This window comes from Pseudomyxococcus flavus, from assembly GCF_050038885.1.
Classification (GTDB): domain Bacteria; phylum Myxococcota; class Myxococcia; order Myxococcales; family Myxococcaceae; genus Myxococcus; species Myxococcus flavus.
On sequence record NZ_CP143624.1, the window covers coordinates 7,909,736 to 7,930,459 of the forward strand.

At 69.2% G+C, this 20,724-nt stretch carries 20 protein-coding genes, 1 tRNA gene and 1 pseudogene; 15 read left to right on the top strand and 7 right to left on the bottom strand.

Annotation, left to right across the window (positions count from 1 at the left end; all coding sequences use genetic code 11):
* Positions 1–60: 60 nt before the first annotated feature.
* Positions 61–837, top strand: a complete 777-nt coding sequence (locus tag VZL07_RS33100; protein WP_426751944.1) for a 4'-phosphopantetheinyl transferase family protein — start codon at positions 61–63, stop codon at positions 835–837.
* 9 nt (positions 838–846) lie between these two features.
* Here the strand turns inward: VZL07_RS33100 and VZL07_RS33105 are convergent, their stop codons facing one another.
* Positions 847–1,632, bottom strand: a complete 786-nt coding sequence (locus VZL07_RS33105) for a thioesterase II family protein (RefSeq protein ID WP_426751945.1) — start codon at positions 1,630–1,632, stop codon at positions 847–849.
* A gap of 119 nt (positions 1,633–1,751) precedes the next feature.
* On the opposite strand from VZL07_RS33105, the gene cysC reads away from it, so the two are divergent.
* Entirely contained in the window at positions 1,752–2,309 is a 558-nt protein-coding gene (cysC, locus tag VZL07_RS33110) for an adenylyl-sulfate kinase (RefSeq protein ID WP_426757420.1), read from the top strand.
* Positions 2,310–2,385: 76 nt separating this feature from the next.
* On the opposite strand, the gene VZL07_RS33115 is transcribed toward cysC, so the two are convergent.
* Positions 2,386–3,975, bottom strand: a complete 1,590-nt coding sequence (locus VZL07_RS33115; RefSeq protein ID WP_426751946.1) for an MBL fold metallo-hydrolase — start codon at positions 3,973–3,975, stop codon at positions 2,386–2,388.
* A gap of 573 nt (positions 3,976–4,548) precedes the next feature.
* Entirely contained in the window at positions 4,549–4,824 is a 276-nt protein-coding gene (locus tag VZL07_RS33120; protein WP_426751947.1) for a hypothetical protein, read from the bottom strand.
* Between the two features lie 175 nt (positions 4,825–4,999).
* Here VZL07_RS33120 and VZL07_RS33125 point away from each other — a divergent pair.
* Positions 5,000–5,356 (top strand): annotated as a pseudogene (locus VZL07_RS33125) (IS66-like element ISMxa3 family transposase); the annotation flags it as partial.
* 834 nt (positions 5,357–6,190) lie between these two features.
* Here the strand turns inward: VZL07_RS33125 and VZL07_RS33130 are convergent.
* The 3 genes from VZL07_RS33130 to VZL07_RS33140 all read right to left on the bottom strand — a co-directional run bounded on the left by VZL07_RS33130 (position 6,191) and on the right by VZL07_RS33140 (position 8,369).
* Positions 6,191–6,264, bottom strand: a tRNA-Arg gene (locus VZL07_RS33130).
* A 176-nt stretch (positions 6,265–6,440) separates the two neighbouring features.
* Positions 6,441–7,466 (bottom strand): fatty acid desaturase family protein, encoded by a 1,026-nt coding sequence (locus VZL07_RS33135; protein ID WP_426751948.1) that lies wholly within the window; start codon positions 7,464–7,466, stop codon positions 6,441–6,443.
* A gap of 162 nt (positions 7,467–7,628) precedes the next feature.
* Positions 7,629–8,369: a cell wall protein gene (locus VZL07_RS33140; RefSeq protein ID WP_426751949.1), complete on the bottom strand. Its 741-nt coding sequence runs from the start codon at positions 8,367–8,369 to the stop codon at positions 7,629–7,631.
* Between the two features lie 335 nt (positions 8,370–8,704).
* Here VZL07_RS33140 and VZL07_RS33145 point away from each other — a divergent pair, with 335 nt between their 5' ends.
* From VZL07_RS33145 to VZL07_RS33175, 7 genes are all read left to right on the top strand, one after another.
* Positions 8,705–9,034 (top strand): hypothetical protein, encoded by a 330-nt coding sequence (locus tag VZL07_RS33145; RefSeq protein ID WP_426751950.1) that lies wholly within the window; start codon positions 8,705–8,707, stop codon positions 9,032–9,034.
* Positions 9,035–9,411: 377 nt separating this feature from the next.
* The gene (locus VZL07_RS33150; protein ID WP_426751951.1) at positions 9,412–10,680 is read left to right on the top strand and encodes a CCA tRNA nucleotidyltransferase; all 1,269 of its coding nucleotides are present in this window, start codon (positions 9,412–9,414) and stop codon (positions 10,678–10,680) included.
* A gap of 97 nt (positions 10,681–10,777) precedes the next feature.
* Complete coding sequence (gene mnmA / locus VZL07_RS33155) at positions 10,778–11,824, top strand: tRNA 2-thiouridine(34) synthase MnmA (protein WP_426751952.1); 1,047 nt, start codon at positions 10,778–10,780, stop codon at positions 11,822–11,824.
* A 27-nt stretch (positions 11,825–11,851) separates the two neighbouring features.
* Positions 11,852–12,634 (top strand): hypothetical protein, encoded by a 783-nt coding sequence (locus VZL07_RS33160; RefSeq protein WP_426751953.1) that lies wholly within the window; start codon positions 11,852–11,854, stop codon positions 12,632–12,634.
* Positions 12,635–12,709: 75 nt separating this feature from the next.
* Positions 12,710–13,093, top strand: coding sequence for an integration host factor subunit beta (locus tag VZL07_RS33165; protein ID WP_426751954.1), 384 nt, complete (start codon positions 12,710–12,712; stop codon positions 13,091–13,093).
* Positions 13,094–13,227: 134 nt separating this feature from the next.
* Positions 13,228–14,097, top strand: coding sequence for an SPOR domain-containing protein (locus VZL07_RS33170; RefSeq protein WP_426751955.1), 870 nt, complete (start codon positions 13,228–13,230; stop codon positions 14,095–14,097).
* Positions 14,098–14,124: 27 nt separating this feature from the next.
* The gene (locus VZL07_RS33175) at positions 14,125–14,487 is read left to right on the top strand and encodes a cupin domain-containing protein (RefSeq protein WP_426751956.1); all 363 of its coding nucleotides are present in this window, start codon (positions 14,125–14,127) and stop codon (positions 14,485–14,487) included.
* Between the two features lie 24 nt (positions 14,488–14,511).
* Here VZL07_RS33175 and VZL07_RS33180 read toward each other — a convergent pair whose 3' ends face one another.
* Positions 14,512–15,114, bottom strand: a complete 603-nt coding sequence (locus VZL07_RS33180) for a hypothetical protein (protein ID WP_426751957.1) — start codon at positions 15,112–15,114, stop codon at positions 14,512–14,514.
* Between the two features lie 94 nt (positions 15,115–15,208).
* Between VZL07_RS33180 and VZL07_RS33185 the strand changes: the two genes are divergently transcribed.
* From VZL07_RS33185 to lepB, 5 genes are all read left to right on the top strand, one after another.
* Positions 15,209–15,388: a ribbon-helix-helix domain-containing protein gene (locus tag VZL07_RS33185; protein ID WP_426751958.1), complete on the top strand. Its 180-nt coding sequence runs from the start codon at positions 15,209–15,211 to the stop codon at positions 15,386–15,388.
* Between the two features lie 23 nt (positions 15,389–15,411).
* Entirely contained in the window at positions 15,412–16,371 is a 960-nt protein-coding gene (locus tag VZL07_RS33190) for a UDP-glucuronic acid decarboxylase family protein (RefSeq protein ID WP_426757421.1), read from the top strand.
* Between the two features lie 45 nt (positions 16,372–16,416).
* Entirely contained in the window at positions 16,417–17,361 is a 945-nt protein-coding gene (locus VZL07_RS33195; protein ID WP_426751959.1) for an NAD-dependent epimerase/dehydratase family protein, read from the top strand.
* A gap of 270 nt (positions 17,362–17,631) precedes the next feature.
* On the top strand, positions 17,632–19,443 hold the full coding sequence (gene lepA, locus VZL07_RS33200) for a translation elongation factor 4 (RefSeq protein WP_426751960.1): 1,812 nt from the start codon (positions 17,632–17,634) through the stop codon (positions 19,441–19,443).
* 3 nt (positions 19,444–19,446) lie between these two features.
* Positions 19,447–20,703: a signal peptidase I gene (lepB, locus tag VZL07_RS33205; protein WP_426751961.1), complete on the top strand. Its 1,257-nt coding sequence runs from the start codon at positions 19,447–19,449 to the stop codon at positions 20,701–20,703.
* Positions 20,704–20,724: the final 21 nt, after the last annotated feature.

The following is a 20,724-nucleotide window of genomic DNA, read 5'->3' on the forward strand; positions in this document are numbered from 1 at the left end:
GCCATGCCCGCGACATCGAATCCGAGGAGGGCGAGCAAGCGTCGGTGATAGAAAGAGGCCATGCCGAAAGACTTCCAGCCGCTGGCGCTGCGTCCGGACGAGATCCACGTGTGGATTGTCGAGCCGGAGCGCATCGACGACCGGAGGCTCCTGGACGCCTACTGGGCGCTGCTGGACGCGAAGGAGCGCGACAAGCAGCAGCGCTTCCGCTTCGAGCGCCATCAGCGGCAGTACCTGGTGAGCCACGCGCTGGTGAGACTGACGTTGTCGCGCTACGCGCCGGTGGCGCCCGAGGCTTGGGCCTTCGACACCAACGAATACGGCCGGCCCACGGTGCGAGGCGAGTGGGGGCCCCGTCTGCGTTTCAACCTGTCCCATACGGACGGCATGGCGCTGGTCGCCGTGGGCTGGGACGCGGAGCTGGGCGCGGACGTGGAGGATGCCCAGCGGCCCGGTGAGACGGTGGAGATCGCGGACCACTACTTCGCCGCGTCGGAAGTGGCCGCGCTCAAGGCGCTGCCGCCCGAGCGTCACCGCGATCGGTTCTTCGAGTACTGGACGCTGAAGGAGGCCTATATCAAGGCGCGTGGGGCGGGGCTGTCCCTGCCGCTGGACCAGTTCGCCTTCGACCTGACGCCGGGACAGGCGCCGCGCATCTCCTTCGACCCGAGGATGCGGGACGTCCCCGAGGCGTGGCAGTTCGTGCAGCTCCGCCCCTCGGAGCGGCACCACGCCGCGGTGGCGGTGAAGCGCGCTCGCGGCGAGCCGCTGACGGTGCGCTGGCAGTTCACCGTCCCGCTGTCGGGGGACACGCCGCCCCGGTTCCAGGCGGCGTAGCAGGTCGGCTCAGGGCGCGCTGCCGAGCCACCGGGTGAGGTCCTCGCTGACGTTCGCGAGGATGGCGTCCCGCTGCGGCTTGATGAAGAAGTGGCCGCCGGGGAAGAGCCGGACGCGGACGTCCTCGTGGGTCGTCTCGTCGCGCCAGCGCTCCAGGTTCGCCGTGGGGACGTGCTTGTCCTCGGGCGAGCCCATGACGGAGATGGGGACCTCCAGCTTCGGGGGCTGGTGGCCGTTCTCCGTGAAGGCGAGCGCGAAGTCGGCGCGGAGCGTGGGCAGCACCAGATCCAGCAGCTCGCGGTGGTTGAAGAGCTCCTCGGGCGTCCCATCGTAGCGCCGCAACTGGGCGATGAACTGGTCCTCGGGCAGGTGGTGGATGGGCTCGCGGGTGTTGACCGCCGGCGGCCCGGCGGCCCCGAGGAAGAGGCCCAGCGGACGGGGCCCGCTGCGCGCCTGGAGCCGCCGCGCGAGCTCCAGGGAGATGCGGGCGCCCATGCTGTAGCCGAAGAAGGCGAAGGGCCGGTCCAGCAGCGGCGCCAGCACGGGCAGCAACATGTCGACCAGGACAGGCAGGCTGTCGATGGGCTTCTCCGACAGCCGCCGCTCCCGGCCGGGGAGCTGGATGGGGCAGAGCTCCACGCCAGCGGGCAGCCCCTGGCTCCACGAATGGTAGATGGCGACGCTGCCCCCGGCGAATGGAAGGCAGAACAGCCGTGCGCGCGGGGCCGTCAGCGGCTTCCGCGTCGGGAACCAACGGTCAGGGGCATGAGGGCTCGAGCTGGGCGCGCTGTGCATGACGGAATGGCTCTGTCGCATGGGCACGGAAAACGGGTCAAGTCCCGGAGGACGGGCCGCGTGTTAGCGTTCCGCGAGGGTGTGGCGACGGCGCTCGTCGCCGTTCCCACGGAGCGATGATGGACCGCACGGTGGGCTTCATTCTCTGGCTGACGGGACTGTCTGGCGCGGGCAAGAGCACCTTGTCGCGCGCGCTGCGCGAGCACCTGTCGCCAACCCGCGCCATCGAGGTGCTGGACGGCGACGAGGTGCGCACCTGGCTGTCGCGCGGTCTGGGCTTCTCGCGCGAGGACCGCGAGGAGAACGTGCGCCGCATCGGCCATGTGGCCCGGCTGCTGGCGAAGCATGGCGTGTGTGTCATCGCCGCGGCCATCTCGCCCTACGCGAGCTCCCGAGACGAGGTCCGCCGTCTGGCGGCGGAGGCGGACATCCCCTTCGTGGAGGTCTTCGTCCAGGCGCCGCTGGACGTGCTCATCGTGAGGGACGTGAAGGGGCTCTACAAGAAGGCCCTGGCCGGGGAGCTGGCGCACTTCACGGGCGTCTCCGACCCGTATGAGGCGCCCGCCGCCCCCGACGTCACCGTGCACTCGGACGTGGACACCGTGGAGGCCGGGGCGCGGCGCGTGCTGGAGGCGCTGCGCCAGCGAGGACTGATCGCGGCATTCGCGGCGGCGTGAGCCGGCATCCCGTGGGCCCACTGGGCGGTAGGTGGGTTCTTCCCGGTCCGCCCAGGGAGGATGCCCGGCGCCGGGGCTACGCGAGGATGCGCTCCATCTTCACGTAGGGCCGTTCGGCCTGGATGCCCTTGGCGCGGCAGTGCTCCAGGAACTTGTTCGACTCGACGATCTGCGGGGCCTTGTCGTCGTAGACGAGGATCATCACGTGGCGGAGCCACGGCTCCTGGCCCATGGCGTAGACGTAGACCTCCTTGGGCGACAGGTAGTTGGTGATTTCGATGGCGCGTGCGCTGTCGGAGCCATTGAGCCGGCGGGCCTGGTCCATCTTCCGGGGCAGGGGATTGGTCAGCAGCGGGCCGTACATCCAGCTCATCGGGCCGCCCTCGCACTCCATGCCGAGGAAGAGCACGTCGATGCTGCCGACGATGTCGCGAAGGTGCTGGTACATGCGCGGCTCGATGGCGTTGGAGTCCGCGGCCATCAGCATGGACTTGCCGCCCAGGCGCACCAGGTGCGCCGTCTTCGCCTGGATGGCCAGGTCGCTGTGCTCACCCAGGAAGGGCAGGCCGGTGATGGAGCCACCGGGCACCGGAATCTCCTGCAGGTCGTCGATCTCCACCACGTTCTTGAAGCCGTTGTGGTGGAGCATCAGCCGCAGCGACGGGTCCGCCAGCGAGTTGCCGTTGTTGCGCGGGACGATGATGCAGCCCACCCGGTGCCGCAGCTGGATGAGCGTCTCCATCATCAGGTGGTCGGCGTGGCCGTGGGTGAGGACCACGTAGTCGATGCGCTCGGGCAGGTCGGAGTGGGTGAAGCGGGGAAGGTCCGTGGGGAACTCGTAGCTGATGACGGGGTCGGTGAGGATGCTGACGTCCTTCGTCTCCAGCAGCACGCAGGCGTGGCCGAAGTAGCGCACGCGCACGCCGTCGCCGCTGTAGCGCTCGGTGCGGCGGGGCTCGGCGTCCGTGAAGAGGGCGGCGAAGGCATCCGCGGCCGAGGCGGGCACGCCGAGCATCTCCGCGACCTGGCCGGGCGAGCCCGGCGTGTGGCGCATGCGGAAGAGGGCGTCCAGGCCCTCGTGCTTGTAGGGGACGCGCAGCCACAGCGGCGTGTCCTCCTCCAGGCGGGGCGTGCTGAAGATGTAGGGTCGCCAGTCGCCGTCCACCTGCATCAGCGTCACGCTCTGCGACGACTCCTTGTGGAAGGGGCTGCGGTACAGCAGCGGCTCGATGAAGCGCGCGCTGGCGCGGTTGCTCAGGTCATACGTGAGCTCCACGTAGCCGCGCAGCAGGTCGGGCACCTTGGGGTAGAGGCCCTCCAGCGAGCCGCCGTTGTTGGGGGCCAGCAGCTGCTCCAGCTCCGCCACCGCCTTGGTGTACGCGAGCATGTTGGCCTGCTCCTTCTGCGTCCGCTCCAGGAGCTCCTTCACCCGAGGCGCCTTCGACGCCGGATGGTTGATGAACGGGCCGCCCATCAGCATCGGGTTCTTGAGGGCCGCAACGTGCACGTCCGGGTTCGCGACGAAGGACTGCATCAACTTCTGGTGCAGGTTCGTGACGAAGAGCGGAGCCGTCGCCGGAGACAGCAGGTACCACCACGCGTACCACTGGTTGTACAGCGGCTCGATGGCGACGTTCGGCTTGAGGTACATCGGGCGGTCCAGCATGGCGGTCTCCGAGCAAGGTCCAGAAAACGTCGGGAACTTGGCAAAGGCGGAGCCCGTAGATACACGGATTCGTGGGGGTATGCACGGGGCGGACGTGGCAGGTCCTCCGTGTCCCGCTACCCGTGCGAGCATTCGGGCGCATCCCTCTCACAGCGCAGCTCGAGCAAGGAGCGTCCCATGAAGGCAGCTTGGAGTGCCGTGGTGGCCCTGGCAGTGGGTGTTGTCCTGGGTTGTGGTGCTGGCGTCGCGGACCCGGAGTCCTCGCCGGAGGAGGCGCTCGGGGCATCCGAAGCCACACTGGCCGTCTGTGGCGACGGTGTCTGTGAGCTCGGAGAGCGCCTGTCCTGTCCCGCGGATTGCCCGCGGGGCGAGTACTGCGGAAACGGAGCGTGCTGCCCGGGAGAGACGGCGCGGACCTGTCCCCAGGATTGCACCCAGGGCGACCCGGGCCAGTTCTGCTATCGGGCTCACTGAAGCGACAACGGGCCTACGGGCAGTTGTCGAGACGCGCGAGCGATGAAGGTTCCATCGCTCGCGCGGGTTCCGCCTCGTCAGGAGGGGCGGTGCTCGTCGCTACATCGCGACGCAGCCGTAGACCTTCTCGTAGTAGAGCGTCTTGGTGCCGGTGAGCACCGTCTCCGGCTCACTGCAGCCGCACTGGAGCTGGCCGACCTGGGTGAGCTTCTCGGGCTCGGCGTAATAGGTGATGACGTAATCCCGTCCGGTGAAGTCACGACAGGGGATTGCCTGAGCCTCCGTCTCGAGGCCCATTGCGGCCTCCTCTTCGACACCGCCACAGCCCGTCATCAGCCCCGTCGCCAGCAGACCCGCCATGATTCCCATGCGCATGTGTTTTCCCCTTTTGTGAGAAGGTGGTGCTTCCCCAGGATAGCCGGACATTGGGGGAATCGCACCAGGGGGCAGGGGAGTGCTCGGTTCTGAACGTCCTTGGGGCGCTACCGGCTCGGAATCGGCAGTTGTGCATCTTCAAGCGGAAGTGGATGTGCCCGTCTTGCACATGGAAGACGCGACAGCCTCGAAGGCCGAGCGGCGCAGCCAGAGCGGGAGTGGGAAGATTCGCGGTGGCCCGCCGGGACACAAAGCCCCGACGCGCGCTGGTTGCCGAGGAGACGGCGAGCGAGTTCAAGCACCTCTTCCCGTTCGCGTGTGGGAATGGCTGGGCGCCTCGCTCACGCGCCGTGCGGCTTCTGGGGCATGTGCTGGGCATCGACAGCTCCCTGGGGCGGTGAGTGCCGTCAAGGCGCGCATTGACGAAGCGGTGAAGCCCGCGGTGGACGAGGCCTGGCCCCAGGTGTTGTTGGCGCCGATGAAGCCCGCGGACGGCACCAGTTGGCTTGAGGCCGGGCTGGCGCGCACGCTGGCAAGGCCCAGGTGACCAAGCCACTGCCACCGGAAAGGCGCTGGCCCGTGGAAGGGGCGCGTTCCCCCTTCCCGCTGCTCCACCGGCAGGGCGCGTGCAGTTGAGAGAGGATGAGGGCGAGAAACCGGGCTCGCTGTGAGCTGGACCTGAGGACTCCCGAGGGCCAAGGGGTGCCCCCGGGAGAGAAGGGGTGCGACGTGGTGCGCCACCGCCGGCAGCGCTATCCTGGTAAAGCGGCACAAACCATCAACCCAGGGAGAAGCGAATGCGAGTGAAACTCATGGGAGCCCTACTGGCACTTGGGCTCATGGCGGGATGCGGTGGTGTCGAAGAGGACCTGAGCGCAGGCACCAACGCAGCGCCAGAGAATGGCGGTCCTGAGCAGATGGCGCCGCCGTGCCAACAGCAGTGCTACAACCAAGAACAGCTGTGCCTCCGATACGCCACTACATTCGAGGAGCAGTATCACTGCTACGAGGTCGCCCGCGCGTGCTTTGCCTTGTGTCGGACGCCAACGCCAACCTAGCGAATCTCCGTCCGCGCGATTCGCAGGAGTGGAGGGCACCCAAGCCTTGCGCGCGGCTCGCCGGGGCGCGGCGTCCGTGGACTGGGACCGCCGTCAGGCGTCCGCGACGCGGCGGACCTCCAGGAGGGTGTTGGCGAAGGCGTGCGACAGGGCGCCGTGCCCCGGCGGTCTTGGGGCGCAATGGCCTGCTCAACAATGCGGTCTGGTCTGTCTTTGGCGTTGCCGCAACGCCACGCCAGCGCCACGGCGTCAGGAGTGTCACTGCCCCCCGCCCGCCGAAAACGCTTGGCGGGACGGGGGTTGGGTAGTGACCCCGACAGGAATCGAACCTGTGGCCTGCGGTTTAGGAAACCGCCGCTCTATCCAACTGAGCTACGGGGTCTTGCTCTCACGATTCTGAACCCACTGGGCACTCTTGGGGAGAGTCCCCCAGAAAGGCCCTGCCGTGCGCCGCACTGCACGCACAGCGGCGTGCGTTATAGCAGGCGGCCCGGCGCGCGCAACGCGCCAGCGAGCCCGATTCGAACGACCGGGCGCCTCGGCGCCCTGGCAGGGGGCTCAGGGGGCGGGCTGGACGTCCCGGAAGCGCACCATCCGGCGCCGGCTCGCGTCCCAGATGTCGAGCCGCAGACACGCGAGCACGTCCCTCGGGTGGAGGGTGGTGGTGCGCGGGTTCTGAAGCTCGGGGATGGCCGCCATGGCCTCGGGCAGCCGGTAGAAGGGGATGCGCGGGTTGAGGTGGTGCACGTGGTGGTAGCCGATGTTGCCGGTGAACCACGCCATGACCGGGCCGCAGGCCATGTAGCTCGAGGCCTCCAGCGCCGCGCTCGCGTGCGTCCAGTCCTTGTCCTCACGCAGCGCGACGTCCGGGAAGTTGTGCTGGGAGAAGAAGAGGTAGGCCCCCAGCGCGTACCCGATGGTGAGCGGCAGCACCATGGCCGTGAGGTACACGCCCAGGCCCGTGACGTGGAAGACGGTGAGGCTGATGGCCACGTGCAGCCCCACGGCGAAGCCAGCGCTCCAGTATTTCAGCGGGTGCCGCAGGAAGGGGACGAAGCACAGCCCGCCCAGGAACGCGAGTGGGTACGCGAAGAGCATCACCAACGGATGCCGTTCGACCACGTACGCCAGGCGCTCCAGCGCCGTCGCCTCACGCCACTGCTGGGACGTCCACGTGGTGAAGGTGCCGGACGCGGAGGCCGCCAGGCGCGCGGTGTTCGCATGGTGGTGGTTGTGCGTCTCCGTCCAGACGCGTGGCGGCGTGAGGAGCAGCACGGCGTGGGTGTGGAACAGCGCCCGCGCCAGCCGGGAGCCCGTGAGCAACGAGCCGTGCAGATAGTCGTGCACGAGGATGAAGGAGCGGATGAGGACGAGCGCCTGAAGCACGCTGCCCACCACGCGCAGCGGCCACCAGGGGGGCAGCGCCGCCAGGCTCACCGCGGCCACCAGTGCCGCGAAGGTGATGAACACTTCCCACCAGCTCCGCCGGGTGTCCTGTGTGGCGAAGGGACGCGTGCGGCCGATGAGGCTCCGCTCTTCGTCTCGGGTGAGGGACAGGAAGTCGCTGCGGGTCGCGGTGTCCATGCGCAGGGTCCAGGGAGTGACGGCGGCGCCTGCCGCCAATTCGAGTCCCTGGCACCATGCCTGCCCTCTGTCATGCGACCGTCATGGGCGGTGCCATGGTCAGACACCATCCAGCGTGGAGGCACGCCGCGCCGCGTCGGACGCGGCGGCGCCCCACGGAGGTCACGAGCGCTGCTTGTTCGCCCGGAACTCGCTGGCCCACTGCTCCACGATGGAGGCGACCTGCTCGCGCTCGGAGCGCTGGGCGGACGGCTGGACGGGCGGAATCACCGAGGCCGGCCCCAGCAGGGATGGCTGTGCGTCACCATTGCCATTGCTGGGCGCCCCCGCGGCGGCGCTGCCCTTCTTGCGAACCCAGACACGTGGCCCCTCGCTGGGGCGCACGACCTCTGGCGTCACCTGGGGCTCGGGCGTCTCGGAGGGCTCGCGGCGCTTGCGGCCCAGGATGACGTCCGGGATGCTGTTCGGCGCGGCGTCTTCCGTCCACGCGTGGTGCAGGCGTCCGGAGGCCACCATGAGGCGTCGCTTCTGGTAGTGCGCCGCGCAGTAGCCCAGGCTGCGCACCGGGCGCTTGCAACCGATGACCGCGCAGGCCCGGGCCTCGGGCGCGCCGGCTTCCTGCTCGGCATCCTCATGCTCCACTTCCACCGGAGCAAGCGCCGCCAGGGCGTTCAGCGCCGCCGCGTCCGACAACTTGCGCTGCGGCTGGCGGGGCGCGCTGGAGGACAGGCTCTCCGCGATGCGGAGGAGCGAATCCGTCAGGGACGACAGCTGCCCGGCGAGCTCCTCGCGCAGGACGGCGCGGAACGCTTGCTCCAGCGGTGGCAGTGCCGCCGCTGAAGCCCGGGAGCTTCGCGTGGATTGAAGAGAGGGTACGGAACGAAGGCTACGGTTTCTTGGCATGTGGATGATTGCCTGTAGTCGCTGCCGGCTGCTTCGGGGGGACCGTGGAGCGGACGGCCGTTGCGTTAGCACACCTGTGGCCGACCGCCCAGGACAGCCTGTCAAAGGGCTCGTGAGTGGATGTTTCGCGGCGCAGACCGAGGCGCTGCGTCCCCGTGTCAACACGTCTCATCGTCTTTCAATCCCGAGCCCACCCTGCGGCTGGTGAGGTGTGTTGGAGTCCTACCTGGCGGGTGATTGTTCACGACTTCCAAGGATGACGATTCTTCCTCAGCTGAAACAGGTTACTGCGGCACAATCCGCTTGCTGTGCACCTTCACTGAGAGGATTTGCCCGTGAGAACGATTCCGGCAGTGGCGGTATCCGTGGTTGCTGGTTTCATGGTCGCGTGTGGCGGTGGTATGGACCTGGACCCCCAGGGCGAGCTCCCCGCGTCTCCAGACACCGCGCAGGAGGCCGCCTCGGCGCCCGCGGAGGTGTCCTCGCAGGCCTGTACGACGCTTTATCGGCCCCGCATCACCACGTATTGGACCTCGTTCCCCATCGAGGTGGAAGGGCAGATTGGCATGTGCACGACGGCGGCGGACTGCTCGGTGACATGTGTCGGGGAGACCTCGCAGTACGCGCTCAACTCCCAGTTCTTCTACTGCACGTACTGTCCTTGACCTCCCGGCGTCTCGCTCCGGCGCTTGCCGGAGCGGGCGCCGTGTCGGTCCGCCGGCATCGGGCGTTGCCTCACGAGCGCTCGCGGCCTCCTCCCGCCGACCGGTGGCTTCGAACCGAGGTGGCGCACGCAGAGGCCGGCCGCCTCCTTGGGGCGCGGTCCCGCCTGACGGGGCCGCTCAAGGGCCCTTGTTCTCTAGGGCCCGCGTTGCCGTGCGTGCCTCCATAGCTTTCATACGGATGCCAACGGGGGCGCTGGCTCTTTTGGCCGTTTTGCAGGACGGGCGGGGCCTTGCCGGGCGCGGGACTTGGACGCAGCAAGGACGGCCGGTACAAGGCGGCGCGGGCCTCCAGGCATGTCGCCCTGGCCCTGGGACTCATGATCGCGAACCTCCACAACGCCGACATTCCCCAGCCCGTCCTGGACGTCATCGCGCGGCTGCGCGAGCTGGGGCACGCCGTGTACCTGGTGGGCGGCTGCGTCCGGGACATGGTGCGCCAGGTCCACCCGAAGGACTTCGACGTGGCCACCAGCGCGTTGCCGCAGGAGGTCCAGCGCGCCTTTCGCAAGGTCATCCCTACCGGTATCCAGCACGGCACCGTCACCGTCCTGCAGAACGGGACGCACGTGGAGGTCACGACGTTCCGCTCGGAGGGGGACTATCTCGACGGCCGTCGGCCCAGCTCCGTCGCCTTCGAGCGTGACATCGTCAAGGACCTGTCCCGCCGCGACTTCACCATCAACGCGATGGCCTACAACCCGCTCGACCGCGAGCTGGTGGACCCCTTCGGGGGACAGGCGGACCTCCAGGCCCACCTCATCCGCTGCGTGGGCTCCGCGCAGGAGCGCTTCTCCGAGGATGGCCTGCGGCCGTTGCGCGCGGTGCGCTTCGCCGCGGTGTTGGGCTTCGAGCTCGACGACGCCACCCGGGAGGCCATCCCCGCCACACTCGGCGTGTTCCGGAAGGTCGCCCTGGAGCGGATCCGCGAGGAGCTGGTCAAGCTGCTCCTGTCCCCCCGGGCCGAGAGCGGCCTGCTGCTGCTCGCGGATACCGGGCTGCTGGATTGGTTCCTTCCCGAGCTGGCGCGCGCGGAGCCTCGGACCGCCGCGCTCGCGCGGGCCGCGGCCCAGGCCGCCCCGCTGGAGGTGGAGGTCCGGCTCGCCGCGCTGCTGGCGGACCTGGTGGACCGCGCGCAGGCCCGTGACATCGGCCTGCGTCTGAAGTTCCCCAACAAGGTCGCGGACCTGGTGGCGCTCCTCGTCGAGCACGCGAAGGCGGAGGAGCGGGTGGGGGCGCCGGACGCCGCGCTCCGCCGGCTCCTGGCCCGACTGGGCCCGCCGCAGGTCCCCCATTGGATTGCCGTCGCCCGAGCCCGGGTCCAGGTGCGGCAGCCGGAGGCGCTCCCCGAGGTGGAGGCCCTGTTCTCCCGGGTGGAGGCCATCGCCGCGGGCAAGCCTCCGCTGACCGCGAAGGACCTGGCGCTCACGGGGGGCGACATCATGGCCACCCTGGGCGTGGGGCCGTCCCCCATCGTGGGCGAGGCCACGCGCTTCCTCATCGAGTCCGTGCTGGATGATCCGGCGCTGAACACGGCGGAGGCGCTTCAGGCCCGGCTGAAGACGTGGCACGCCCAGGCCGCCCGCTGAGCCGGCGGGCCGCCGCGGGGTGTTCCACGTCGGGAAAGGGCGCCCCGGACGTCCTCCCGCGTGCGCCCGGATGCGAGGGCGTGTAGGAAGGAGCACCATGCGAGTCGTCGTTGCGATGAGCGGCGGGGTGGATTCCTCGGCCGCGGCCGCCCTGCTCAAGGAGCAGGGCCACGAGGTCATCGGTATCACCCTGCGCGTCTGGTCCTACGAGGGCAAGGCGACGTGCGGGAGCTGCTGCAGCCCCGACGACATCGATGACGCGCGCGCGGTGGCCCAGACGCTGGGGATTCCCTTCTACGTGGCCAACGCGGAGGAGATCTTCCAGGACCGTGTCATCAACCCCTTCGTCCAGTCGTACCTCGGGGGGCGCACGCCCATCCCCTGCGTCGCCTGCAACCGGGACGTGAAGTTCAACTTCCTGCTCAAGCGCGCCCGCGCGCTGGGCGCCCGGCTGGCCACCGGCCACTACGCCCGGGTCGAAGAGGTGGACGGGCGCTACGTGCTGCGCCGCGCGGTCGACACCGCCAAGGACCAGAGCTACTTCCTCTTCACGCTCGGCCAGGACGAGCTGCGCGACATCCTCTTCCCCGTGGGAGGCATGACGAAGGCCGAGGTCCGCGCCGTCGCCGAGCGCCACGGCCTGGTCACCAGCCAGAAGCCGGAGAGCATGGAGATCTGCTTCGTGCCGGACGGTGACTACGCGGGCTTCGTGGAGAAGGTCGCCGGGCCGCAGCCCGCGGGCGAAATCGTCGACACCGAGGGCAACGTGCTCGGCACGCACCAGGGCATCCACCGCTACACCGTGGGCCAGCGCCGCGGCCTCAACCTGGGCGGCGGCGAGATTCGCTACGTGCACCGGCTGGAGCCGGAGACGCAGCGCGTGGTGGTGGGCCCCGCCGAGGGCACCGGCCGCGACAACTTCGGCCTGCTTCAGCCGCACTGGGTGGATGGGCCGCCGCCAGCCAGTCAGCCGGTGGAGGTCCGCATCCGCCACCGCCATGCCGGAGCGCCTGGCCGCGTCCACGTCTCGCCGCACGGGCTCGTCTCGGTGAAGCTGGATGCGCCCGCGCGCGCGGTGACGCCTGGACAGGCCGCGGTGGTCTACGATCAGGACCGCGTGCTCGGCGGCGGTTGGATCGTCTGACCCCGCCCACCCGGGAGGAAGCAGCACATGGCGCAGCGCTTCGTGGGACGTCTGCTCGCGGCCGTCGTCGTCTTCGGGGCCCCTGGCTGCAAGGAGCGCTCGGACAAGCCCGTCGCGGGGCTGCTCGCGGCCGGCGCGCCCGTGCTGCGCGTCGAGGGCAAGGAGTGGCGGCCCATTGCCGTCGGCTCCCAACTCCTGGGACATGACGAACTGAAGGCCACCGGCCCCGCGGTGCTGGAGTTCTTCGGCGGCGGCCTGCGCTTCCTGGAGAAGGGGGACTCGCTGGAGGTGGGCGCTGCCGACGAGGCGAAGCTCCACGGCGTCAACCTGCCGTCCCGCCACATCGTCGAGGGGAAGCTCCAGGAGGCGCCCCGGCCGCTGCGCATCATCGCCGCGCGCTACACCCAGGTGCAGGTGACGCCCGCGAGCGCGCAGCAGGACGACCCGTACAGCTCCAACGGCTACTTCGCCGCCTTCTTCTCCTACAAGGGCCTGTCGCCCAACAAGGCGTCGGATGCGCCGGCTCCCGAGGGGCCGCGCAAGCCGCTGCCGCCTCCGCCGCATCGCCCCCGGGTGCCACACATCCACGCGGGCGCGCTGGGCGAGGGCGGCCTCGTGGCCACCGTGGAGGACGGCTTCGTCGTGGCGGAGACGGATGACCTGGCCACCGCCGTGCTGCTGGAGGGCGGCGACGTGCCCCTGGGCCGCACCGTGCGGCTGGTGGTGCCGGATGGCGCGGAGGTGGTGCTGCGGACGGCGGAGGGGCGCGAGCTCGAGGTGGAAGGACCGGCGGACGTCCGCCTGCGGTGAGCGCGTGGGGGAGGGTGGTTTGTCCTTCCGGGGCCCGCTTCGGTAGAGTCCCCGGTCGCCCTTCGGGAGGTGTGCATGACGCGCAGTGAGCTCATCGAGCGCATCGTGGAGCGTGCCCCGCATGTGCCACGGCGTGAGGTGGAGGCCATCGTCCACGCCGTCTTCGAGGAGATGTCCCGGGCGCTGGTGGCCGGGAAGCGAATCGAGCTGCGGGGCTTCGGCGTCTTCTCCGTCCGCACGCGACGGGCCCGCACGGGCCGCAACCCCAAGACGGGCGAGCGCGTCTCGGTGCCCACGCGCCGCATGCTGTCCTTCTCCGCGGGGAAGGAGCTGCGCGAGCGGCTCAATGCCCCACCCGCCACGGCGGATGCCCCGGCAGCGGCGGCACACCCTGACGGGGCACTGCCCGCGTTGCCCCCCGCCGCGGCGCCCGCGTTCATCGTTCCCGTCACGGGTTGAAGGCGGCATCCAGCGGCGGACCGCGAATTTGACCGACCCTGGGGTGGGGCGTACTTTGCCCTCCACGCCGTCGCTACAGGCCGCAACACAGACGCGTGCGGCCCGCGGCGTTCGTGCCCGAGGACTTTCAAGCCATGCGTGATGCTCACCGGATGAAGGAGAAGTTCGACGTCTCTCTGGACAACCGGCAGATCGTCAGCCTGCTCATCGCCGGCATCGTCGTGATGGGCGCTGTCTTCGTGCTGGGCGTCGTCGTCGGCAAGAAGCTCGCGGGCAACGCGGACGCTGTCGCCGCGCCGGACCTGCTCTCCGCGCTGGATGCCAACGCGCAGGCGCTCCAGAACGTGCAGCAGGAGCCGCTGACCTTCCCGGACGAGCTGACCCGCAAGACGGCCTCCGAGCCGCCGCCTGCGCCCAAGCCCGCAGTGGCCAAGGCCCCGCCGCCGGCGGAGAAGCCCGCGGCGCCGAAGCCCGCAGAGTCGAAGCCCGCCACCGCCCAGCGTTCGAAGCTGGCGCCCACGCCGGATCCGGACACGGGCGAGCTGCCGCCGGAGGAGCCAGAGGCGGAGCCCGAGCGCATCGTGGCCGCCGAGGCGCCTCCTGCGCCGAAGGCCGCCGAGGCGGTGCCGGTGTCGGGCAAGGTGGAGGCCGCGGCCGTTCCCACGCGCACCACCACCACGGAGGGCGGTGGCCTGAAGGAGGCAATCGCTCGCGCCACCCAGCAGCCGTCACGGCCCGCGTCGCCGCCCGCGCAGGCGGTGAAGGGTGGGGCGTTCACCCTCCAGCTCTCGGCGTTCCAGGACAAGCAGGAGGCCGACCGGTTCGCCGCCCGGTTGCGTGACCGGGGCTATGCCCCCTATATCCTGACGGCCGAGGTGCCCGGCAAGGGCACGTGGTACCGCGTCCGCATGGGGAGCTTCGCCTCTCGCGACGCGGCCACCCGGTATCTGTCAGACTTCAAGCGTGAGACTTCGCTCGACGCATTCGTGGCCGGCACGAACTAGAGCGGAACGAGGAAGACAGGAAGCGCCATGACGACGACGAAGCGGGTGGAGAAGCCCTGGGGGCATGAACTCATCTGGGCTCACACCGACCGCTACGTGGGCAAGCTGCTGCACGTGAAGCAGGGCCACAAGCTCAGCCTGCAGTTCCACAACCGCAAGGACGAGACCATCCACGTCCAGAGCGGCAAGCTGCTCTTCGTCGTCGACGAGGGCCAGGGGCTCATCGAGAAGGAGATGAACCCCGGCGAGAGCTACCACATCAAGCCGCTCACCAAGCACCGCATGGTGGCGCTGACTGACTGCGACATCCTCGAGGTCAGCACCCCGGAGCTGGACGACGTGGTGCGGCTCGAGGATGCCTACGGGCGCACCGGCACCAGCAACCCGTAGCCAGCGTCCTCCGCGGAGGCCCGCCTACTCGCGGGCCGTGTTGTTGGGGTTGCGGGTCCACTTGTCGACGGTGCCATCGCCGTCCAGGTCCTCGCCGATGCGGTCCACCTGGCCGCCCTCCCAGTACTCCCAGTAGTCGATGCGGCCGGCGCCGCGGGTGTCGCGCTCCTTGCGCACCAGCTTGCCGCCCTCGTAGTAGGTGAAGCTGTCCGGGCGCCCGTCCCCGTTGGTGTCGCGCTCGCGGCGCGTGTTGACGCCCTTCTCGTAGAAGTAGGTGGCGTCCACGCGCCCGTCGAAGTCCAGGTCCAGCGCCTCGCGCGCCTTGTCGCCGTTGGCGTCGAAGTGGCGGACCAGGTCCACGCGCCCGTCCCAGTTCAGGTCCAGCTCCTGGCGCACCTTGGTGCCGTCCACCGTGTACGTCCACACGTCCGGGCGGCCATCGCCGTTGGCGTCCTGCTCGGCGACCTCCTCGTTGGCCCCGCGCGGTGGCCGGATGGCCTCCCCGGCGGCCCGGCTCCGGGCGTCAGCGGACGGTCCGTCCCGCTCCGCCGACTTGCTCCCGGCGCAGCCCGCCAGCGCGCCCGTGGCGAGGAAGCCCAGGAAAATCAACTGCTTGTAGCGTGGCATGGCGAACTCCCAGCGTCCGGGGACCGACTGGCGACGAGGCACGCACGAGATGCTTTCGCGCGACACGTCATTCCATATATTTTCACATATCGCCATGGCCCGAAAGAAAGTCAGCACCACCATCTACATCACTCCGGAGCAGAACGAGCTCCTCAAGGCGCTGAACCAGAAGACGAAGGTGCCCGTGGCCGAGTACATCCGCCAGGGCATCGACCTGGTCCTGGAGAAGTACAAAGCGCAGTTGCCGGGGCAGTCGTCGTTCGACGAGCTGTGAGAGAGAGGCGTGACGTGAAGAGCATGCGAGGCAAGCGGGTAGCGGTCCTGGGCGGCGCCGGCTTCGTCGGGTCGCACCTGTGTGAGCGGCTCCTGGATGACGGGGCCGCGGCGGTCATCGCCGTGGACAACCTCATCACCGGCAATGAGGAGAACCTGCGCACCCTCACCGGGCGGCCGGGCTTTTCGTTCGTGAAGGCGGACATCACCGAGGGCATCCCGGTGGAGGGGCCGCTGGACTACGTGTTCAACATGGCCTCGCCAGCCTCGCCCATCGACTACGCGCAGCTCCCGCTGGAGACGCTGCGCGTGGGCTCCATCGGCACGGAGAACGCGCTGAAGCTGGCGGAGGCGAACCAGGCCGTGTTCCTGATGGCCTCCACGTCGGAGGTGTACGGGGATCCACTGGTGCACCCGCAGCGCGAGGACTACTGGGGCAACGTGAATCCCATTGGCCCCCGGTCCGTGTACGACGAGGCCAAGCGCTACGCGGAGGCCATCACCGCGGCCTACGGGCGCACCCGGGGCGTGCAGGTCCGCATCGTGCGCATCTTCAACACCTACGGTCCGCGCATGCGCCTCAACGACGGCCGCGTGGTGCCCGCCTTCGTGGGGCAGGCCCTCAAGGGCGAGGACTTCACCGTCTTCGGGGACGGCAGCCAGACGCGCTCGTTCTGTTACGTGAAGGACCTGGTGGACGGCCTGGTGCGGCTCATGCTGTCGGACGAGCCGAACCCGGTGAACATCGGCAACCCCCGGGAGATGACCATCCGTCAGTTCGCGGAGGCCGTGCGTGCGGCGGCGGGCGGGGGCGGGGCCATCATCGAGAAGCCGCTGCCCAAGGATGATCCGAAGCAGCGCCAGCCGGACATCACCCGCGCGCGGACGCTGCTGGGATGGGAGCCGAAGGTGCCCCTGGAGGAAGGTCTCCGGGAGACCATCGCGTGGTTCCGCGAGGTTGCCGCTACGCGTCCCCCGGCATAGTTTGCCGGCGCGGAGATTTACGAAGGCCTGCAGGCGGGAGGATGCGTGAAGGTCCTGGTGACAGGTGGCGCGGGCTTCATCGGCTCGCATGTGTGCGATGAGTTCCTCCGGGGTGGCCACGAGGTCATCGCGTTGGATGACCTGTCTGGCGGCAAGCGGGAGAACCTGGACCCGCGCGTGCGCCTGGCGGTGCATGACATCCGCAGCCGGGAGGCGTCGGAGCTCATCAAGTCCGAGAAGCCCGACGTGCTCTGCCACCTGGCGGCGCAGATGGACGTGCGCCGCAGCGTGGACGACCCGAGCTTCGACGCGGACGTGAACATCCGCGGCATGCTCAACCTGCTGGAGGCCGCCCGCGTCTCCGGCGTGAAGAAGGTCATCTTCAGCTCCACCGGCGGCGCCATCTACGGCGAGCAGGACGTGTTCCCCGCGCCGGAGAGCCACCCCACGCGGCCCATCTCGCCCTACGGCGTCTCCAAGGCGGCGGGCGAGCTGTACCTGGGCTATTACCGTGCGCAGTACGGCCTGCCCTACGTCGCCCTGCGCTACGCGAACGTCTACGGCCCGCGGCAGAACCCGCATGGCGAGGCCGGCGTGGTGGCCATCTTCAGCCAGCGGCTCATCGCCGGCCAGGGCTGCACCATCTACGGCGAGGGCAAGCAGACGCGTGACTTCGTCTTCGGTCCGGACGTGGCCCGCGCCAACCGGCTGGCCTTCGAGAAGGACTACGTGGGCGCCATCAACATCGGCACCGGCGTGGAGACGGACATCAACCGCCTCTATGCGCTGCTGGCCGAGGCGGCGGGCTCCAGCGCGCCCGTGACCCACGCACCCGGCAAGCCGGGCGAGCAGATGCGCTCGTGCGTGGACAACGCCCTGGCGAAGAAGGTGCTCGGCTGGGAGCCCAGCGCGGACCTCCGCGAGGGCCTGCGCCGCACCATCGAGTACTTCCGCCAGAAGGCGGGGGCGCCTGCTCGCGCCCACGGCTGATCGCCGCTCGGGCCCCCGTTCCCACCGGGAGCGGGGGAGGGCGCTTCCCCTTCAAGGCGGCTCGTAGACGGCCCCTGGCAAGGGGCCTCCTGGCATGCCGGGAGGGGGGCCCTGGGCCCGGCGGCGGGGTATTCCCCTCCGGGAAGGGGCTGATGACTGGGGAACAAACGGGCTCCCCCGGTGGGTTGCTCATCGGTCGGACGCGTGTGCGTAGATTTTCGTGCGATTCCTTGTTACGCACGCCCGCTTCCTCCGACGAGCGCCCTGAACATGCCGGCTGAAAACGCGCACATCCGCAACTTCTGCATCATCGCCCATATCGACCATGGAAAGTCGACGCTGGCCGATCGTCTCCTCGACAAGACGGGGACGTTGACCAAGCGCGAGGCGCAGGCCCAGTTCCTCGACAACATGGACATCGAGCGCGAACGGGGCATCACCATCAAGGCCCAGTCCGTGCGGATGAACTACACCGCAAAGGACGGCAAGCAGTACGTCCTCAACCTCATCGACACGCCGGGACACGTCGACTTCGCCTACGAGGTCAGCCGCAGCCTGGCCGCGTGCGAGGGCGCGCTCCTGGTGGTGGACGCGTCGCAGGGCGTGGAGGCCCAGACGCTCTCCAACGTCTACATGGCGCTGGACCACAACCTGGAGATCATCCCGGTCATCAACAAGATTGACCTGCCGAGCGCGGACGTGGACCGCACCCGGGCGGAGATTGAAGACGTCATCGGCATCGACGCGTCCGTCGCCGTGCCGTGCTCCGCCAAGGAAGGCATCGGCATCCAGGACATCCTGGAGGCCGTCGTGAAGACGGTGCCGCCGCCGAGCGGCTCGGCGGACGCGCCGCTCAAGGCCCTCATCTTCGACTCCTGGTACGACAACTACCGGGGCGTGGTGACGCTGGTGCGCGTGCTCGAGGGCACCCTGAAGCTGAAGCAGAAGATCAAGCTCTTCAGCAACAACAAGGTCTTCGAGGTCCAGGAGCTGGGCGTGTTCAGCCCGTTCTCCCGCCCGGTGCCGCAGCTCATCGCCGGCGAGGTGGGCGTGCTCGTGGCCAACGTGAAGGAGCTGCAGGACGCCAAGGTGGGCGACACCGTCACCGAGGAGGCGCGGCCCACGCCCGAGGCCTTCCCGGGCTTCCAGGAAGTGAAGCCGATGGTGTTCTCCGGCATCTTCCCGGTGGACTCCGCGGACTACGAGAACCTGCGCGACGCGCTGGCGAAGCTGGTGCTCAACGACTCGGCCTTCACCTACGAGCCCGAGTCGTCCACGGCGCTGGGCTTCGGCTTCCGCTGCGGCTACCTGGGCCTGCTGCACATGGAGATCGTCCAGGAGCGCCTGGAGCGCGAGTACAACCTGGACCTCATCACCACCGCGCCCAGCGTGGTGTACCGCGTCACCACCAGCAAGGGCGAGACGCTGCTGGTGGACAACCCGGCCAAGCTGCCGCCGGTGCAGAACATCGAGAAGTTCGAGGAGCCCATCCTCACCTGCCACATCCACGTCCCCAACGACCACCTGGGCGCCATCCTCAAGCTGTGCCAGGAGCGCCGGGGCGTGCAGAAGGACATGAAGTACCTGGGCAGCAGCGGCCAGCGTGTACAGGTGACGTACGAGATGCCGCTGGCCGAGGTCGTCTTCGACTTCTTCGACAAGCTCAAGAGCGTGTCGCGCGGCTACGCCAGCCTCGACTACGAGCTGGCCGGCTACATCGAGTCGGACCTGGCCCGGCTGGACATCCTCATCAACGGGGACCCGGTGGACGCCCTCAGCGTCATCGTGCACCGCGAGCGCGCGTACCTGCGCGGCCGCGAGGTGTGCCAGAAGCTGAAGGAGGTCATCCCGAAGCAGATGTACGAGGTGGCCATCCAGGCGGCGATCGGCGCGAAGATCATCGCCCGTGAGACCATCTCCGCCATGCGCAAGAACGTGCTCGCCAAGTGCTACGGTGGTGACATCAGCCGCAAGCGCAAGCTCCTGGAGAAGCAGAAGGAGGGCAAGAAGCGCATGAAGCAGGTCGGAACGGTGGAGATTCCGCAGGAAGCCTTCCTCGCGGTCCTCAAGTCGGAGCAGTAGCCCATGAACGCCGCCATGCCTTCCGCCACCCCTCCCGTGAAGCTCTCGGAGGCGATGGCGGCTCGCCGTACGCCGGAGATGCTCCGCGCCCGCCGCACGCTGGTGTGGCGCGAGCGCCTCACCAGCCTCTGGTCGCCGCTGGTCATCCTCGGCCTGCTGTACGTGCCCTACACGATTCTCATCGAGAACTCGCGGGCCTCGGCGGTGTGGGCCCAGCCGGTGATGAAGGGGCTGGGACTGCTGCTCGTCGTCTACTTCGTGGCGCTGCTGGTGTGGCGCAACGTCTCCCCGAAGGAGAAGGCGCTGCGCGGCGTGCGCCACGAGGCCAACGAGCTGCTCGCGGAGAACGAGCGCATCCTCGGCAAGCCGGCCGTGCGCGCGAAGGTGCCGGGAGACGTCCAGGCGCGCATCGCCGAGCAGGCGCTCCGCGTGGAGCAGGCCTCCGCGGATGGCGACGCGGAGAAGCTGCGCACCGAGGTGAAGGCGCTGGAGGCGCTCACCGCCCAGCACCTGGGCGCGTTCCGCAAGCAGTCCGCCCTGGACTTCCTGGGAGGCTTCGGCAAGGCGCTGCTGGTGGCGCTCATCTTCCGGACCTTCATCGTGGAGCCCTACCGCATCCCGTCCGGCTCCATGCTGCCCACGCTGGAGATTGGCGACCAGGTCTTCGTCAACAAGTTCATCTACGGCGTGCGCATCCCGTTCCTCAACGTGGTGCCGTTCGTCATCGTCCGGCCGCCGGCGCGTGGGGACGTCATCGTCTTCAACAACCCGGTGAACGAGTCGGTGGACTACATCAAGCGCGTGGTGGGCGTGCCGGGTGACGTGGTGGAGTTCATCAACGGCGTGGTCTACATCAACGGCCAGCCGCAGACGCGCGAGCTCGTCTCCAACGAGTTCACCGTCCACAACGTCACCGACGACGGGCGTTGGTTCGACCAGCAGGAGACCCTCTACGAGGAGAACCTGTCGGGCGTGCAGCACGCCGCGCTGCAGACGCTGCCGCGCATGCCGCGCCGCGAGGGGCCCTACGAGGTTCCTCCGGGCCACGTGTTCGCCGTGGGGGACAACCGGGACAACAGCGCGGACAGCCGCCACGGCCTGGGTGTCACCGGGTACGGCAAGGCGGAGTACGTCCCCTACGGGCACATCAAGGGCAAGGCGATGGTGGTGTGGCTGTCGCTGGGCTACCACGGGCTGCTGCACAACCTGTTCGGTGGCACGGGCCTGCGCGTGGATCGGTTCTTCGAACCGGTCCGTTGAGGCGCTCGCTGGAAGCAGGCG

What these genes read in the sequence shown, in the direction of transcription:
- VZL07_RS33135 (WP_426751948.1), bottom strand. Translation starts at nt 7,466, where the DNA reads ATGGACACCGCGACCCGCAGCGACTTCCTGTCCCTCACCCGAGACGAA.
- VZL07_RS33140 (WP_426751949.1), bottom strand. Translation starts at nt 8,369, where the DNA reads ATGCCAAGAAACCGTAGCCTTCGTTCCGTACCCTCTCTTCAATCCACG.
- VZL07_RS33150 (WP_426751951.1), top strand. Translation starts at nt 9,412, where the DNA reads ATGATCGCGAACCTCCACAACGCCGACATTCCCCAGCCCGTCCTGGAC.
- lepB (WP_426751961.1), top strand. Translation starts at nt 19,447, where the DNA reads ATGAACGCCGCCATGCCTTCCGCCACCCCTCCCGTGAAGCTCTCGGAG.
- VZL07_RS33100 (WP_426751944.1), top strand. Translation starts at nt 61, where the DNA reads ATGCCGAAAGACTTCCAGCCGCTGGCGCTGCGTCCGGACGAGATCCAC.
- mnmA (WP_426751952.1), top strand. Translation starts at nt 10,778, where the DNA reads ATGCGAGTCGTCGTTGCGATGAGCGGCGGGGTGGATTCCTCGGCCGCG.
- VZL07_RS33105 (WP_426751945.1), bottom strand. Translation starts at nt 1,632, where the DNA reads ATGCACAGCGCGCCCAGCTCGAGCCCTCATGCCCCTGACCGTTGGTTC.
- VZL07_RS33180 (WP_426751957.1), bottom strand. Translation starts at nt 15,114, where the DNA reads ATGCCACGCTACAAGCAGTTGATTTTCCTGGGCTTCCTCGCCACGGGC.
- VZL07_RS33185 (WP_426751958.1), top strand. Translation starts at nt 15,209, where the DNA reads ATGGCCCGAAAGAAAGTCAGCACCACCATCTACATCACTCCGGAGCAG.
- cysC (WP_426757420.1), top strand. Translation starts at nt 1,752, where the DNA reads ATGGACCGCACGGTGGGCTTCATTCTCTGGCTGACGGGACTGTCTGGC.
- lepA (WP_426751960.1), top strand. Translation starts at nt 17,632, where the DNA reads ATGCCGGCTGAAAACGCGCACATCCGCAACTTCTGCATCATCGCCCAT.
- VZL07_RS33160 (WP_426751953.1), top strand. Translation starts at nt 11,852, where the DNA reads ATGGCGCAGCGCTTCGTGGGACGTCTGCTCGCGGCCGTCGTCGTCTTC.
- VZL07_RS33115 (WP_426751946.1), bottom strand. Translation starts at nt 3,975, where the DNA reads ATGCTGGACCGCCCGATGTACCTCAAGCCGAACGTCGCCATCGAGCCG.
- VZL07_RS33175 (WP_426751956.1), top strand. Translation starts at nt 14,125, where the DNA reads ATGACGACGACGAAGCGGGTGGAGAAGCCCTGGGGGCATGAACTCATC.
- VZL07_RS33165 (WP_426751954.1), top strand. Translation starts at nt 12,710, where the DNA reads ATGACGCGCAGTGAGCTCATCGAGCGCATCGTGGAGCGTGCCCCGCAT.
- VZL07_RS33170 (WP_426751955.1), top strand. Translation starts at nt 13,228, where the DNA reads ATGCGTGATGCTCACCGGATGAAGGAGAAGTTCGACGTCTCTCTGGAC.
- VZL07_RS33120 (WP_426751947.1), bottom strand. Translation starts at nt 4,824, where the DNA reads ATGCGCATGGGAATCATGGCGGGTCTGCTGGCGACGGGGCTGATGACG.
- VZL07_RS33190 (WP_426757421.1), top strand. Translation starts at nt 15,412, where the DNA reads ATGCGAGGCAAGCGGGTAGCGGTCCTGGGCGGCGCCGGCTTCGTCGGG.